Genomic DNA, 15,567 nt, shown 5'->3' with positions numbered 1-15,567 from the left:
TTATTCTGATCGATTCTTTCTATATAAGATATAGCTTCTACCTACGTAGTTTAATGGTACACTCCATACGTGAACTAATCTAGTAAATGGCCATAATGCAAATATTAAAAACCCTGTTACTACATGGATTTTAAAAGACATAGGCACATTTAACATATAGGATGCATCTGGCTGTAAGATAAATAAGTTTCTAAACCAGACCGAAATGGAGGTTCTATAGTCAAAATCAGGTTGAACTGCATTTGTAACCAGCGTTGCATACATCCCCATAAAAACGATAAATAATAAAATCACATTTACTATTAAATCTGACGTACTACTCAATTTACGAACAGTTGACTTTGTGAATCTACGAGATGTCAAAATGATCATCCCTGCCAATGTCACAAATCCAAAGAATCCACCAATGTAAATTGCTCCAATATGGTATAAGTGATCATTTACACCAACTGCATGAAGCCATGATTTCGGTATTGCTAGCCCAGATACATGCCCCATTATTACGGGAATAATACCAATATGGAACAGTAAGCTTCCAATCATTAATTGTTTTTTCTCTATAAATTCACTCGATTTTGCCGTCCAGCTAAATTGATCTGTTCTATATCGAAAAATATGACCTACAATAAAAACTGCTATACAAATATACGGAAATATAACCCATAAAAACTGATCAATCATGTTCATGATTTACAGCCTCCCTTTCTATACAGGCTTTGAAGGTTTCTCGTAAGCCTCTGACAAGCCGGAGATATGGGCTATTAAACTTTTCCAATGCTTCAATTAAATTATATGTCCCATCTTCCAGTACAGCAAATAGAATATTAAAACTATCTTTCGCTCTAGAATCACCTATCCATTCTGCGGCGTATAAAAATTCACAGATAAGTGGTAGATAATCGGAAAGCTCCTCTGCTGGCATGTCTAAACCAAACATCTCATACATTACTTTTAACTTTGCAAGCATTTGACCTCTCTCTTTTGCATCCTCAAATTTAAAATAAGTCATATATAAAGTTGCACTTTTTTGAAAGTCAAATGTCTGAACATATAGTTCCTGTATATCATCCAAACTATACGTATGAATTTCATCCCAGTACGCTTTCACTAATTCGTACGCAGGATCATTTGGTGAAAATGATTCTTCGATTAGGGTAGGGTGAAAGGTTAGTTTTTCTGGATAAGTTAATTGCTGCGCAAAAAAGCCGAAAGCCGGTTTATGTTTATATAGCTTATCTAAATCAATCACGCCAAATCCCTCCGTAGAAGTTCTCTTCATAAATTTCCTTACCCGTTTTAGTTGCTGTCTGGTTAGGAGAAGCTGGTCCACATCCGTCGCAGCCCATATCATAACCCATTGATCCTTGTGCACGATAAGGATCCATATATCCTTCTCGATGAGAAGTAGGAACGACGAAACGATCTTCGTATTTAGCAATTGCCAATAATCTATACATTTGTTGTGTTTGATGTGCTGTTAATCCTACACGTTCTAAACGACTTTCATCAAATTCTTTACCAGAAGAAATTGCACGCATATAAGAGCGCATCATGGCCATTCGTTGAAGAGCACCTTTTACCGCTGGTGCATCACCTGCTGTTAACATATTTGCTAAATATTGAATTGGTGTACGCATCTCTTCAATTGCAGGGAAAATCATATCCGGATTTTTGATGGAATCTTTCCCTTCAAAATAGTTCATGATAGGGCTTAAAGGTGGAACATACCATACCATTGGTAATGTTCTATATTCCGGATGTAATGGGAATGCTAACTGGTATTCTATTGCTAGTTTATAAACCGGAGAGTTTTGTGCACCTTCAATCCACTCTTCTGCTATTCCATCTTTCCTTGCCTGTTCAATGACTTCAGGATCATTTGGATTTAAGAAAATTCCACACTGTGCTTTATACAAATCTTTCTCATCTGGGGTTGAGGCTACTTCTAGTACACGGTCTGCATCATATAATAGTACCCCTAAATAACGAATACGCCCTGTACAAGTTTCAGAACAAACCGTCGGAAGTCCTGATTCAATACGAGGATAACAGAACGTACATTTCTCTGCTTTGTTTGTTTTCCAGTTAAAGTATACTTTTTTATACGGACAACCAGTCATACAATAGCGCCAACCACGACATGCTTCCTGGTCAACTAGAACGATCCCATCTTCTTCGCGTTTATACATAGCTCCTGATGGACAAGATGCTACACAACTTGGATTTAAGCAGTGTTCACACAATCTTGGTAGATACATCATAAATGACTGTTCAAAATTGAACTTAATCTCTTCCTCAATTTTTTGGATGTTTGGATCAGTAGGTCCCGTAATATGAGCCCCTGCCAAATCATCCTCCCAGTTTGGTCCCCATTCTAAATCCATATATTCACCAGTAACTACTGATTTTGGACGAGCAACAGGGGAATGCTTCACCTCAGGTGAATTTGTTAACTTTTCATAGTCATATGTCCAAGGTTCATAGTAATCTTTCATTTCTGGCATATCGGGATTGTAGAAAATTTTTCCTAATGCTATTTTAGAAAGCTTTGAACCGGATTTCAGTTCCAACTTTCCATTTCGCATTTGCCATCCACCTTTGTATACTTCTTGGTCTTCCCAGCGTTTAGGATAACCAATACCAGGTTTAGTTTCTACGTTGTTAAACCACATGTATTCGGCACCCTCACGATTTGTCCAAGTACTTTTGCAGGTAACACTACATGTATGACACCCTATACACTTATCAAGGTTCATCACCATTGCTATTTGCGCTTTAATCTTCAAGCCAATTTACCTCCTTCATCTTACGAACAGCTACGTATCCATCTCTTTGGTTACCTATTGGACCATAATAGTTAAACCCATAGCTTAATTGTGCGTAACCACCGACCATTTGAGTTGGTTTAACATGAATTTTAGTAGGTGCGTTATGACTTCCCCCTCGTTCTTCTGTTATTTCAGAACCAGGTACATTAATATGCTTATCCTGTGCATGGTACATGAACATAGTTCCTTTTGGCATACGATGACTAACAACTGCTCTAGCTGTTACTACACCATTTCGGTTATAAACTTCTAACCAAGCGTTATCTTCAATGTCATGCTCCGCTGCATCGTCATTATTAATCCAAACAACTGGTCCACCTCTAAATAATGTGAGCATATGCAAATTATCCTGATAAGTACTATGAATATTCCACTTTCCATGTGGTGTTAAATAACGTAAAACTAGTGCATCTTTCCCGCCGACAATAGGTTTATCCTTAGTACCAAAGACCATTGGCGGCAATGTTGGTTTGTAAACTGGTAGCGATTCACCATATTGCAAGAATATTTCATGATCAATATAGAAATGTTGGCGACCCGTTAAAGTTCTAAAAGGAACTAATCGTTCTATATTTGTTGTAAATGGTGAATATCGTCGACCTAATTTATTCGAACCACTAAACACAGGTGTTGGAATTACTTCTCTTGGTTGAACGGTTATATTTTGGAACGTAATTTTTTCAGCTGCACGATCTGCAGAAATATCCTTCAGCTGCACACCTGTATCTTTTTCTGCTGATTCAAATGCTTTTTGAGATACCTTACCATTTGTTGCTGATGATAAGTGAAGTACAGCGTTTACTGCCTGTCTTGCTGAGTGAATCATTGGAAGACCGTTTTTAATAGTGTCATCAAAATGAGTCCCGTTTATTTTTTTCATATCCTCGTATTCTTCTGCTACAGAGAAACTTACACCATGAGCTCCGATTTTTCCTTTTTCAGTTAAAGGCCCAAGCGAAACAAACTTATCATAAACCTTTGTATAATCTCTTTCCACGACTATAAAGTTAGGCATAGTTTTACCAATGACTGGTTCAACCTCACCTTTTTTCCAATCCTTCACTAATCCCATTGGTTGAGAAATTTCACTCTTCGAATCATGTGCTAGCGGAGACGTAACTACGTCTTTATAAACTCCTGGTAAATGTGATTCCGCCATTTTAGAAAATGTTTGAGCTAATGAGCGGTATACATCCCAGTCGGAACGTGATTCCCATAGTGGGTCTACTGCCGGATTGAACGGATGAACAAATGGATGCATATCAGTAGATGAAATATCTGTTTTCTCATACCAAGTTGCAGCAGGTAATACAATATCTGAGTACAATGGAGTAGTTGTCATTCTAAAATCAATAGAAACTAACAGATCCAACTTACCTTCTACATCATCTCTCCACTTTATTTCTTCAGGTTTTTCATCTTCATTTGGAGTCGCTAATAATCCATCACTTGCACCTAGTAAATGCTTCATAAAATATTCTTGTCCTTTGGCAGAACTAGAAATTAAGTTTGATCTCCAAACAAATAAGGATTTTGGGAAGTTTTCAGGTGAGTCTGGATCTTCGATTGCACCTTTTACTTCGCCTGAAACTATTTGGTCATATGCCGTTTTTATTATTTCTTCATTTGTTGTTTTCCCTTTTGCCGCTGCTTCTTCAGCAAAAAATAAACTATTTTTGTTAAACTGTGGATAAGATGGCAACCAACCAAGTCTTGCAGCTAATACATTATAATCTGCAGGATGTTGGTACTTAAGCTCCCCAGCTAGAGGAGATTTTAGTGAGTCATTACCCATTTCTTCATACTTCCATTGGTCCGTAGCAAAGTAGAAGAAGGAAGTAGCATTTTGAAGCCGCGGTTGTGCTTGCCAGTCTTTAGCAAATGCAATAGTGCTCCAGCCTTCAATAGGACGAACTTTCTCTTGACCAACATAATGGGCCCATCCTCCACCGTTAACTCCTTGAGACGCTGTCAGTATAACTAGGTTTAAAATAGATCGATAGATTGTATCACTATTGAACCAATGGTTAATACCCGCCCCCATAATAATCATTGATCTACCTTCTGTATCAATAGCATTTTGAGCAAATTCTCTAGCTACTTGTACAACTACCGATGCTTTTACGCCAGTGACCTTTTCTTGCCAAGCTGGTGTGTAAAATGATTCGGCATCATCATATCCTTTTGCGTTAAATTCACTTTCCGCGCGATTGATACCATACTGACTTAGCATTAAATCATATACAGTAACTGCTAGACGAGTACTTCCATCAGCCAAAGTAACTTGTTTAGCTGGGATATGTCTATTAAATGTTCCATTTGCAACATTATCAAAGAACGGGAAAACTATTTCTGTTTGACTTGATTCATAATTTTCAACACTCATTGCTGGATCAATTCTAGTTCCATCTTCATTTTCTAAAATAAGATTCCAGTTTTTATCTTGTTCCCAGCGTTGCCCCATTGTCCCATTAGGTACAATTATTTTAGATGTAATTTCATCAATAATTACAGGTTTCCACTCAGAATTCTCTGTTGTATCTCCAAAGTCACTTGCGCGTAAGAACCGTCCAGCTTTGTGAATACCTTCATGTTCATCCAATAAAATTAAAAATGGCATATCTGTATATTGTTTTGCATAGTTAATGAACATTTCTTCTTTACGTTGAACGTAAAACTCATCCAAAATAACATGTGTCATCGCTTGAGCTACAGCAGCATCTGTTCCAGGATGTGGAGCTAGCCAGTTATCTGCAAATTTCACGTTTTCTGCATGGTCAGGAGCAACCGAAACAACTTTTGTTCCTTTATAACGAACCTCAGTCATAAAGTGGGCATCTGGTGTACGAGTTAATGGGACATTTGAGCCCCACATGATTAAATAACCCGAATTGTACCAATCAGATGATTCCGGTACATCTGTTTGCTCTCCCCAAATTTGTGGTGAAGCTGGTGGTAAATCAGCATACCAATCATAGAAACTTAACATTTCCCCACCAAGTAAACTGATAAATCTCGAACCAGCAGCATAGCTGATCATTGACATTGCCGGAATTGGTGTAAATCCAGCTATTCTATCAGGACCATACTTACGAATCGTATAGATCAATTGTGCACATATCAATTCCATTGCATCCTGCCAGGAAACTCGGACATGTCCACCCTTACCTCTGGCTCTTTTATAAGTAAATGCTTTCTCTGGATCTTCAACAATACTTCCCCAAGCATCCACTGGATTTGTATGTTCATGTAAAGCAGTTTTCCAAAGTCTCCATAGTCGACCTCGCATATATGGATATTTCACACGTAATGGGCTATATTCATACCATGAAAATGATGCTCCACGAGGACATCCTCTAGGTTCAAATTCTGGCATTTCAGGACCACATGATGGATAATCTATTTGCTGATTTTCCCATGTAATAATTCCGTTTTTCACAAATACTTTCCAACTACAAGAACCAGTACAGTTAACTCCGTGTGTTGTCCGAACTACTTTGTCATGTGACCAACGTTCACGGTACATATTTTCCCAGTCTCGGTTTTTTTGCTCAAGAATCGACCAGCTTCCTGAATATTTTTCTGTAGGCTTAAAATACTTCAATCCAAATTTACGTTTCATTAGTATCGATCACCCTTCCTATTCGAATGACTAGCATGACGGGAATCAATTACTTGCTCATTCTTATACTATTATTATGAAAGACTATGACAATATTCGACATTAGGGAAAGTCCTAAACACTACCGGGTTTTCCCTAGAGCACAAAATTCTAAGTGGAGAACACAGAAAATGAGAGCACATTCCAGACGATATTTGATAATTTATGGGTTTAATCCCCGTCTTGACTATGGGCTACATTCGTAGCATCCTTTTTGGCGACTTTAAGTCGTTAATGAGTCATTTACACAGAGTATTGGCTGTATTAGTATCCTTATGAGCTATCATCTCAGAGTAGAAATCAATAGTATTTTTATTCAAAAAAAGACTTAAGCAATTAAGCTTAAGTCTAAAATAGTATTCAATAATTCTGGTTACGCTGTATAATCATCAACATGATAAAGGATATAAATATAATAGAAGTAACCCAGAGCCAAGCTAATTCCATATTTCCAGAATCTATCGCAGTATAAATTGCTGTAGGTAGAGTTTGGGTTTGACCTGGGATATTACCTGCAAACATTAATGTGGCACCAAATTCACCAAGCGCGCGTGCAAAACTTAAAATTGCCCCTGACATAAGTGATTTAGATGCAAGCGGTATAGATAAGTAATACAAAATCTTCCACTCACTAGCGCCATCAACTCTAGCAGCCTCTTCAATGTTAGTATCGATTGCTTGAAATCCGGACTTTGCAGATTGATACATTAGAGGGAAAGCTACTACTACCGAAGCGATCACCGCCGCCCACCAGGTGAAGATTACCGGCTGGTTGAACAACCTTTCGATCACTTGCCCAAAAATACTATTTCGACCAAATATAACAATTAACAAAAATCCGACAACAGTAGGGGAAAGCACCAATGGTAGTAATAGCAATGTTTCCACTATCGATTTTCCCTTGAAAGAATTTCTCGCTAGAAGTCTTCCTACTAATATTCCTGAAATAATCACAATAACGCTGGCTATGATAGTAATTTTTAGGGATAACCAAATAGGATTAAAAAACTCGTATAATGTAATGTTAGTTAATAGTAAATCCATAATCTTCAAAAACCTTTAAACCTTTCTCACTCTGAAGATAATCATAAAAATCTTTCGCTTCTTCATAGTGTTTGGTATCTTTAATGATCCCAAGTGGGTAAATAATTGGAGTATGCATTTGCTCTTCCACTGAAGCAATTACCTTAATTTTTTTAGAAGAAATTACATCTGTTTTATAGACGATTCCAGCTACAACATTCCCCGTCTCAACATATGATAGTACCTGTCTAACATCTTTAGCAAACACTATTTTATAATCTATATCATTCCAAATCCCTAAGTTTTGTAACGACTCTTTTGCATATTTCCCAGCAGGTACTGTTTCAGGCATTCCAATAGAAATTTTCTCTACTTCTTGCTTGTTTAAATCTTGAAAGCTTTTTAAAGTTGTTTTCCTACCATTTTGAACGATTAATACTAACTCATTTCCTAATAAATCTGTAACATCATTTTTATCCATTAAGCCCTCTTTCACTAATAAATCAAGTTTGTCCTCCGCAGCAGAAAAAAAAAGATCTACTGGAGCACCCTGAGAAATTTGTTGCTGCAGGGAACCGGAAGCTCCAAAGTTAAATCGTAGTTTAATATGAGGGTTTTCTTCTTCATATGTATGTTGTATATCCTCCATCGCTTCCTTTAGACTAGAAGCGGTTGAAATGACTAATTCTGTTTTTGCTTCTTCTCCAGCTGTATTTGAACAGGCTGCTAAAAATGGGACAATTAATAAGAAAACTATGATTATTTTGATAAATTTGTTCATAATATCCTCTCCTACCTTACCTACATATCTATCATTATAGCTTCTATACATCTAAATAAAAATAGTCGCTATATTTGTCAATGTATCTTCGACTAAATAGCGACCTTTCTATTAAATTGCTGTCCTTACATTTTCAAACAATATATTATTCTCCAAATGAATATGTTCAAATGTATCTTTTTCGAGTTGTTCCAGACGTTGGTATACCAATCTAAATGTACCGCAAGCACTTTCTGGAGGTGTGAAATTATCGGTAATTACTCGGAGTTCTTTCAGTAAATTACCTGCATTTTCGTGTTCTTCTTCCAATTCTAGTACATGTGGTTGTAATTGTTTTGCGTGTTCTTCCGTTGGGTTTTCTATAAATTGATTTATTAGTGGAAAAACAACATGATCTTCATCGTCGGTATGATCGATTAACTCACGTTTTAAAACGGTGAAAATCTCTTTAACTCTCAAAAGATGAGGATGATTTTCCCCATGCACTTTTGATACTTTAGTTATATACGGTGTTAAAGAAGGTAATTCTTCACGTAAATATGCATGATGTTTTGTTTGTATATGTTCGATCAACGCTTTCTCGTCTAAAGAAGTTGGTAGCAATTGTTTATATTCTGTTTGTTTCGATTGAATGCCTTTCACTTTTTCAAAAACCTCATATGGATCTAAATGTTGATCTATTGCGGCAGTTCTAAGAGGTATTTTCCCTCCACAACAAAAATCTATACGTAGTTTTCTAAACAAATCACCGGTCTGTGGTACTTCTTTTACAATCTCTGAAACATTTGTTTCTACGGATAACTCAGTCATTTTACTTCATTCCCTTCTTAGTTAGCTACAAACTAATTGTAAATTGTTAAAGAAAAATAAATATTAGGGAGTTCCCTCTTCCTACAATAATTTTCTCTATCGTTTTTAAAGTCATACGAGATAAGATTTTATATGGGTAAAGGAACATGCTATGATAAGTAGGGTGATATAATGATTAAAAGATTGTTAATAACAGGTTATAAAGCACATGAATTAGGCATATTTAATGATTCTCATAAAGGAATTCCTATTATTAAAAGAGCTATAGAAAATCAACTACGTGTTTTATTGGACGAAGGATTAGAATGGATTATATTAGGTGGCGTCCAAGGTGTGGAAACTTGGAGTGCTGAACTAATTCTAGAACTAAAAGCCGAATACCCAGATGTGAAATTCGCCATTATTACCCCTTTTTTAGAGCAAGAGAAAAATTGGAATGAACAAAAGAAAGAAAAGTATGAACGCCTATTAATGGAAGCTGATTATCATACTAGTGTGACTAAGAAACCGTATGAAGCTCCCTGGCAGTTTATCGAGAGAAATAAGTTCGTTGTCCGAAATTCGGATGGCATGTTACTAGTTTATGATGAAGAAAATGAAGGATCACCGAAGTTCATTAAAAAATTAGCTGAGCAATATGCTGAAAAAAATGATTATCGAATAATCGTTATAGATGCATACGACCTTCAAGTAATGGCAGAAGAAATAGCAGAAGAAGAGAGGAATCAATTTCTATGATTAAAAATAAACTCACTAAAAAAATTGAAGAAACAACAGACCAGGAATTAATACTGACGGAGGAGGAAAAAGATTTTGCAGAGAAAAATCAATTACTTCCTGCAGGATTAAATGTCATCCAACAAAACTTATTTAGCGAGGCAATTATTGAACGATACAACAAAGAAACAGATGAACTGATATCTAAAGAATCAATAGCATTTTTACAATCACCTATTTCATATTTTAAGGACAATATTCAAGAGTATACTTTTTTAGAAACTAAAGTATTGGACATTGTTAGTGTTGATGCAATTGCAGTTGAATACGATGAAGTATTTGAAGTATATACTGCAATGTTCGGGCTATATATTCAAAAAAAATATTCAGCTGAAATAAGAGCTTTTCTAGATGAGCATTATAATTCAGAGAAAATGCAATATAGTATGATGTTTGCAGCTAATGAAGGTTTATGGGAAATAAATTTACCTATCAATTATTTAAATGGATTTAATGACTCCTCTTCAATCGAAGAAACGTATCAATTTTTATATTCCCTAATATTTAGGTTAGCAGCGACTATCGAATAGTTTTAGACAATTAAAGAATTTTAGTCACATAGACAAAGCCACATGTGACGCTTTCTGTCTAAGTACTTGGCTGTTTTACGTACAATTGTCACACACTTATGCTTTTTTTACTTCGTCCAAGCCTTGATCGGAGTATTACTACTCGTTAATGCGAGCTAAATTCAAATCGACAGACAATCCCAAAGAAACTTAGGTGGGATTGTCTTTTTATTTTTTTTGCCCTGCATATTATGTATCATTTTGTTCAATCTATAAAGGATGTTTCATCACATTTTCTAAAAGGAGGAAAAATTGGAATGACACAAAACCCATTTGGACAAGGTCAAGGGCAAACTCATCAAAATATGCAAACAGGTAGCATACCGCAGAATATGAATCATGGTGGTCATGAGGTTTTTGACGTTCATGAAGTACTTTCAACAGCTATTTCTGGTTTGAATTTAAAAACGCTTCTACGTCCACATGTCAAAGATCAAGAATTGCTCAATATTTTAGACCGACAATACGCATTCGCAGTAGATGAGTATAATATTACTGTAGAATGTTTTAAAACCGGTAAAGATCCGTCACATCCTACAACTAGCTATAAAATGCAAACAGAAAATGATTTTATATATGGCATCAAACCTTCACAGCCCAAAAAACCTATCCAATCTGCAAATGAGCTTTCGGATGAGATAATCTCAGGTTATCTTCTTGATGCTGCTAAAGCCTCTGCCACTGCTAAAACTACCGCAGCATTAGAAACAACCAATCCAGTTGTCCGCCGTGTACTTGCAGACTCAATTCCAAACTGTATTGAAATGGCTTATGAGCTTTCCATTTATCAAAATAAACATCATTATTATCAAGTTCCACAACTAGACGAGCAAAGTATGCAGGCAATCTTGAACGCTTATGCTCCAGCACAAGGCAAAATGATGAGCTAAATTATAAATCTCGCCCCGTTAGTTTGGGGCGATTTTTTAATTATTCATGTGAGTCAATTCATAATTACTTACGTAATATCGAAATTTGGGAATAGTGAGAGCTAAAAGCCCCCTAGAAACGTAGTAATGAGGGGATTGAAACCGTGCCCGCAGAAAGCGCCCTTCCAGAGTAAAAATCATCGTTGTTCGGATCTCACTATTTTATATCCTTTTATGAAATTGATTCATGTATAATAATTTTATAAATTATTATTTGAGAAAAGGGTGGAACTTATGCGAGTAGCTATATTTGATTTTGATGGAACTCTCTACGAAGAAGAAACATTTACAATACTAATGAAACATCTAAAAGAACACCCTATCTATCAATCTTCATATAAAAGCTTTTATCGTGCAATTGTTCCGCCATACATAGCAAATAAACTTAAACTATATCCAGCTAGCAGGATGAAAAGACGTTCTATGCAATTATATTTAGAAGCTTTCGAAGGTCTTTCAAAACAGGAAATGGATGCATATTTCGAGGAAATCAAAGGTGTCATGCAACAGGATTTTAACCAAAAAGTGTTGGATAGACTAAAACTTCATCAAGAAGAGAATCTTCACATATTACTAGTATCTGGAGCTTACACACAATTTTTAGAGCGGGTAACAGACGGACTTGTGTTCAACCAGATAATAGGAACTGATATTTTGTATAAGGATGAAAAAGTTTATACCAAAAATATTATTAACCATATAAATGGCGAACAAAAAACATTGAAGGTCCATGAAGTATTGAGTGGTCATCAGATAGACTGGGAAAATAGTTATGCATATGGCGATAGTTTTTCAGACTTGCCTGTTTTAAAGTTAGTGGGTAATCCTGTAGCAGTTAAACCTGAGGAGAAACTACGGAAACTGGCTACTGAACGTGGATGGGAGATAATCGAATAAGATAGCCTTCAGAATCTGCAGGACTTATTGATCGATTCTTAAACCTAGACTAGTGATTCTTTCAAACATTCGAGCGATTCTTAAACACATTCTAGTGATTCTCCCAAACATTCTAGCGATTCTCATACACATTCTAGTGATTCTCCCAAACATTCTAGTGATTCTCTCAAACATTCGAGCGATTCTCAAACACATTCTAGTGATTCTCCCAAACATTCGAGCGATTCAACATTTCCCCACCAACATTCATCTAAAAATTCAAGCCAGAAGAAATGACTTAGTCTCAGTAAAGACTAAGTCATTTCTTCTATTAAGTAAGTCGTACATTCACATTTTTAGTTTGCAAATAAGATTTGATCTCTCCAATTGTATAATCACCGTAATGAATCATAGATGCAACTAAAGCCGCATCTGCTTTCCCCTCAGAGAAGACTTCCTCAATATGTTCGATCTTTCCTGCTCCACCTGAAGCGATTATTGGGATATTTACTTTTTCAGATAATAACTTTATTAGTTCTACATCATAGCCGTTTTTCATGCCGTCTTTGTGGATACTCGTACAAATTATTTCTCCAGCACCTAAGTCAGCGGCTTGCTGTGCCCACTCAACAACATCCAATCCGGTTTTCTCATGGCCAGAATGAGTGTAAACTTCCCACCTAACAATCTCCCCTTCATCATTATAAATTGGCATGGCATCTAAGCCTAATACGACACATTGTTTGCCGTAAATATCTGCTGCTTCTTTAAGTAACTCAGGACGCATTACTGCAGCAGAGTTTACCCCTACCTTATCTGCCCCAGCTCGTAGTAAATTTTTGAAATCTTCTACCGTACGCACACCACCGATTACGGAAAATGGAATATTTACTTGTTCAGCGACACGCTGTATCCATTCCAGTTTTAAATCTTGGTTTTTCAAGGATGCCGTAGTATCAAGATAGATTAATTCATCTGCACCATCTTCGGTATATTTTTTTCCAAGCTCTGCGGGGTCCCCTATAATAGTAGGGTTTCTAAATTGAACATACTTAACTGCTTGATCATTTAATACATCAATGGCTGGTACAATTCGTTTTCTAAGCATATTATTTACCTCCTTGCTTGCAGAAATTATCTAAAAGCTGAATACCATACTTACCACTTTTTTCAGGATGAAATTGTACACCCATCACTTGTGAATTACCAATAACCGAAGCAAAATTAATACCATAATTTGTTTCACCTAATATTTCTTCTTGTAACTCTGGTTTCGCAAAATAGGAATGAACAAAGTAAAAGTCCGTTTCATCTGGAATATTTTCAAATAGAAAATGACTTTGAATATCTTTCACTTGATTCCAACCCATATGTGGAATTTTCTCCGATTCGTCGGTAAATTCAGGTACTGCTCCTTTGAGTAATCCTAGACAAGGAACATTCCCTTCTTCGCTCGTTTCTAATAAAAGTTGCATACCAAGACAAATACCCAATAATGGAATCCCTTTAGAAACCCTCTCTTTTAGATAATCACTTAGGCCTGTACTATTTAAAACATCCATAGCCACTTTTGCGTTTCCAACACCAGGGAGTATAATCTTTGTAATATCATCAGTATGATCACTATCACTCGTAATGAGTTTCGTTTCATATCCAAGTTGTTTTGTTGCTTTTAATACACTATGTAAATTTCCTGCACCATAATCTATTATACCAATCATGTTATTGCCTCCATATTCGTTATGTAACTATTATGACATCTTATGGGCAAAAACGGAACAAAAACTTTAGTTCACTAGCACAGTAAAAACCGGTCATGAGACTATGACCGGTTTTTTACTAACATATTCATTTACTCGTTTAGCTACTTCCTGGCCTTCCTTAATAGCCCAAACAATTAGGCTTTGTCCTCTTCTAGCATCGCCAGCTGTAAAGATTCCCTCCATATTTGTTTGATAATCTTTTGAAGATGCAGCAATCTTTTTATTGGTAATTCGTACACCTAATTGTTCGGCCAAAGTAGTTTCTGCTCCTTCAAAGCCAATAGCGATAAATACAAACTGAGCAGGCCATACTTTTTCTGTACCTGGCACTTCTTTAAAAAAGTAGAACCCATCTTCACCAAGAATTTTCTCCATTTGTATAGTATGCAATTCTTTTAAATTACCATTTGCATCCGCGATGATTTTCTTCGTTTGAATTAAATACTCTCTTGGATCTTTTCCAAACTTTGCATCAGCTTCTTCGTAAGCATATTCTAGTTTAAAAATAGTTGGGTCAGTTGGCCATTGATTATCTTCCGCACGTGTTAATGGGAGTTGTGGATGCTTACCAAATTGAACTACACTACGGCACTTTTGCCGAAGGGCTGTCGCCACACAATCAGAACCCGTATCTCCTCCACCAATAACTATGACATCTTTACCTTTTGTATTGATAAACTGGTCGTCCTTAAAATTTGAATCTAACAAACTTTTAGTAGTCGTAGTAAGATAATCCATCGCAAGATGTATTCCTTTAGATTCGTTACCCTCCATATGAAGAACACGTTGTTTTTGAGCTCCAATACACAAGATTACTGCATCGTACTGTTCCTTTAAATAGTCTGCTGAGATATCCACCCCAACTTCTGTATTAAGTACAAAATCAATTCCTTCTTGCTGGAGCAATTGAATTCGACGTTCAACAATATCTTTTTCCAGTTTCATATTTGGAATCCCATACATGAGAAGTCCTCCCGCTCGGTCTGCACGTTCGAAAACTGTAACAGAATGACCTGCCTGATTGAGGTCATCTGCACTTGCAAGACCAGCAGGGCCAGAGCCGATAATAGCGATCTTCTTACCAGTTCTCGATATAGGAATTCTAGGGACTATCCATCCATTCTCAAATCCTTTATCGATAATAGTGCGCTCAATATTTTTTATGGAAACTGCTGGATCTGAAATAGCCAAAGTACACGAACCTTCGCATGGTGCAGGACAGACTCTTCCAGTAAACTCCGGGAAATTATTTGTCATTTGTAAACGCTCAAGCGCTTCTCTCCATTGTCCTTTGTATACTAAATCATTCCATTCGGGAATCAAGTTATTAATAGGACAACCTGAAGTCGCACCCCTTACCTCTATTCCCATATGACAAAACGGAGTCCCGCAGTCCATACATCTTGCGCCTTGCTTTTGTAGAGACTCATCAGTTAATTTAGCTGAGTATTCCTTCCAGTTATTAATACGTTTGAGAGGGGCCACCTCTTTACCTTTTTCACGCTTATATTCCATAAATCCTGTAGGTTTTCCCATTAGTATCTCCCCTC

The 15,567-nt window shown here is 36.5% G+C and carries 14 protein-coding genes; 4 read left to right on the top strand and 10 right to left on the bottom strand.

From position 1 onward, the window contains the following. From narI to ric, 7 genes are all read right to left on the bottom strand, one after another. The gene (gene narI / locus MKY60_RS08745) at positions 1-687 is read right to left on the bottom strand and encodes a respiratory nitrate reductase subunit gamma (RefSeq protein ID WP_090561603.1); all 687 of its coding nucleotides are present in this window, start codon (positions 685-687) and stop codon (positions 1-3) included. Continuing rightward, positions 674-1,249: a nitrate reductase molybdenum cofactor assembly chaperone gene (gene narJ, locus MKY60_RS08740; protein WP_340929532.1), complete on the bottom strand. Its 576-nt coding sequence runs from the start codon at positions 1,247-1,249 to the stop codon at positions 674-676. Before narJ ends, narI begins: the two co-directional genes overlap by 14 nt. After that, positions 1,242-2,786: a nitrate reductase subunit beta gene (gene narH / locus MKY60_RS08735; RefSeq protein WP_340929530.1), complete on the bottom strand. Its 1,545-nt coding sequence runs from the start codon at positions 2,784-2,786 to the stop codon at positions 1,242-1,244. Before narH ends, narJ begins: the two co-directional genes overlap by 8 nt. Then, positions 2,776-6,450 carry a nitrate reductase subunit alpha gene (locus MKY60_RS08730; protein ID WP_340929529.1) on the bottom strand — a complete coding sequence of 1,225 codons (3,675 nt, stop codon included), beginning with the start codon at positions 6,448-6,450 and terminating at the stop codon, positions 2,776-2,778. Before MKY60_RS08730 ends, narH begins: the two co-directional genes overlap by 11 nt. Positions 6,451-6,849: 399 nt before the next feature. Beyond that, a complete protein-coding gene (modB, locus tag MKY60_RS08725) occupies positions 6,850-7,533 on the bottom strand; it encodes a molybdate ABC transporter permease subunit (RefSeq protein ID WP_241600268.1) in 684 nt (227 codons plus the stop codon). Beyond that, positions 7,514-8,293 carry a molybdate ABC transporter substrate-binding protein gene (gene modA, locus MKY60_RS08720; protein WP_340929528.1) on the bottom strand — a complete coding sequence of 260 codons (780 nt, stop codon included), beginning with the start codon at positions 8,291-8,293 and terminating at the stop codon, positions 7,514-7,516. Before modA ends, modB begins: the two co-directional genes overlap by 20 nt. A 111-nt stretch (positions 8,294-8,404) precedes the next feature. Further along, on the bottom strand, positions 8,405-9,103 hold the full coding sequence (gene ric / locus MKY60_RS08715) for an iron-sulfur cluster repair di-iron protein (RefSeq protein ID WP_340929526.1): 699 nt from the start codon (positions 9,101-9,103) through the stop codon (positions 8,405-8,407). Between the two features lie 171 nt (positions 9,104-9,274). On the opposite strand from ric, the gene MKY60_RS08710 reads away from it, so the two are divergent. The 4 genes from MKY60_RS08710 (at position 9,275) to MKY60_RS08695 (ending at position 12,275) form a co-directional block, all read left to right on the top strand. Beyond that, positions 9,275-9,841: a DUF1273 domain-containing protein gene (locus MKY60_RS08710; protein WP_340929524.1), complete on the top strand. Its 567-nt coding sequence runs from the start codon at positions 9,275-9,277 to the stop codon at positions 9,839-9,841. Next, complete coding sequence (locus MKY60_RS08705) at positions 9,838-10,410, top strand: hypothetical protein (RefSeq protein ID WP_093494710.1); 573 nt, start codon at positions 9,838-9,840, stop codon at positions 10,408-10,410. Before MKY60_RS08710 ends, MKY60_RS08705 begins: the two co-directional genes overlap by 4 nt. A 296-nt stretch (positions 10,411-10,706) precedes the next feature. After that, on the top strand, positions 10,707-11,339 hold the full coding sequence (locus MKY60_RS08700; protein WP_340929520.1) for a spore coat protein: 633 nt from the start codon (positions 10,707-10,709) through the stop codon (positions 11,337-11,339). 273 nt (positions 11,340-11,612) lie between these two features. After that, the gene (locus MKY60_RS08695) at positions 11,613-12,275 is read left to right on the top strand and encodes an HAD family hydrolase (RefSeq protein WP_340929519.1); all 663 of its coding nucleotides are present in this window, start codon (positions 11,613-11,615) and stop codon (positions 12,273-12,275) included. A gap of 310 nt (positions 12,276-12,585) precedes the next feature. Here MKY60_RS08695 and hisF read toward each other — a convergent pair whose 3' ends face one another. From hisF to gltD, 3 genes are all read right to left on the bottom strand, one after another. After that, the gene (hisF, locus tag MKY60_RS08690) at positions 12,586-13,362 is read right to left on the bottom strand and encodes an imidazole glycerol phosphate synthase subunit HisF (protein ID WP_340879524.1); all 777 of its coding nucleotides are present in this window, start codon (positions 13,360-13,362) and stop codon (positions 12,586-12,588) included. Between the two features lies 1 nt (position 13,363). Further along, entirely contained in the window at positions 13,364-13,975 is a 612-nt protein-coding gene (hisH, locus tag MKY60_RS08685) for an imidazole glycerol phosphate synthase subunit HisH (protein WP_093494706.1), read from the bottom strand. A gap of 93 nt (positions 13,976-14,068) precedes the next feature. Further along, positions 14,069-15,553 (bottom strand): glutamate synthase small subunit, encoded by a 1,485-nt coding sequence (gene gltD / locus MKY60_RS08680; protein ID WP_340929518.1) that lies wholly within the window; start codon positions 15,551-15,553, stop codon positions 14,069-14,071. Between the last annotated feature and the right edge of the window lie 14 nt (positions 15,554-15,567).

The organism is Psychrobacillus sp. FSL K6-1415 (assembly GCF_038003185.1).
GTDB classification, from domain to species: domain Bacteria; phylum Bacillota; class Bacilli; order Bacillales_A; family Planococcaceae; genus Psychrobacillus; species Psychrobacillus psychrodurans.
Note: the sequence above shows the minus strand (reverse complement) of the source record. Positions and strands in the feature narration are given on the sequence as shown.

Excerpts from the sequence above, each read along its gene's own strand:
- narI (WP_090561603.1), bottom strand. The coding sequence starts at position 687 with ATGAACATGATTGATCAGTTTTTATGGGTTATATTTCCGTATATTTGT.
- MKY60_RS08730 (WP_340929529.1), bottom strand. The coding sequence starts at position 6,450 with ATGAAACGTAAATTTGGATTGAAGTATTTTAAGCCTACAGAAAAATAT.
- modB (WP_241600268.1), bottom strand. The coding sequence starts at position 7,533 with ATGGATTTACTATTAACTAACATTACATTATACGAGTTTTTTAATCCT.
- modA (WP_340929528.1), bottom strand. The coding sequence starts at position 8,293 with ATGAACAAATTTATCAAAATAATCATAGTTTTCTTATTAATTGTCCCA.
- ric (WP_340929526.1), bottom strand. The coding sequence starts at position 9,103 with ATGACTGAGTTATCCGTAGAAACAAATGTTTCAGAGATTGTAAAAGAA.
- MKY60_RS08710 (WP_340929524.1), top strand. The coding sequence starts at position 9,275 with ATGATTAAAAGATTGTTAATAACAGGTTATAAAGCACATGAATTAGGC.
- MKY60_RS08705 (WP_093494710.1), top strand. The coding sequence starts at position 9,838 with ATGATTAAAAATAAACTCACTAAAAAAATTGAAGAAACAACAGACCAG.
- MKY60_RS08700 (WP_340929520.1), top strand. The coding sequence starts at position 10,707 with ATGACACAAAACCCATTTGGACAAGGTCAAGGGCAAACTCATCAAAAT.
- MKY60_RS08695 (WP_340929519.1), top strand. The coding sequence starts at position 11,613 with ATGCGAGTAGCTATATTTGATTTTGATGGAACTCTCTACGAAGAAGAA.
- hisF (WP_340879524.1), bottom strand. The coding sequence starts at position 13,362 with ATGCTTAGAAAACGAATTGTACCAGCCATTGATGTATTAAATGATCAA.
- hisH (WP_093494706.1), bottom strand. The coding sequence starts at position 13,975 with ATGATTGGTATAATAGATTATGGTGCAGGAAATTTACATAGTGTATTA.
- gltD (WP_340929518.1), bottom strand. The coding sequence starts at position 15,553 with ATGGGAAAACCTACAGGATTTATGGAATATAAGCGTGAAAAAGGTAAA.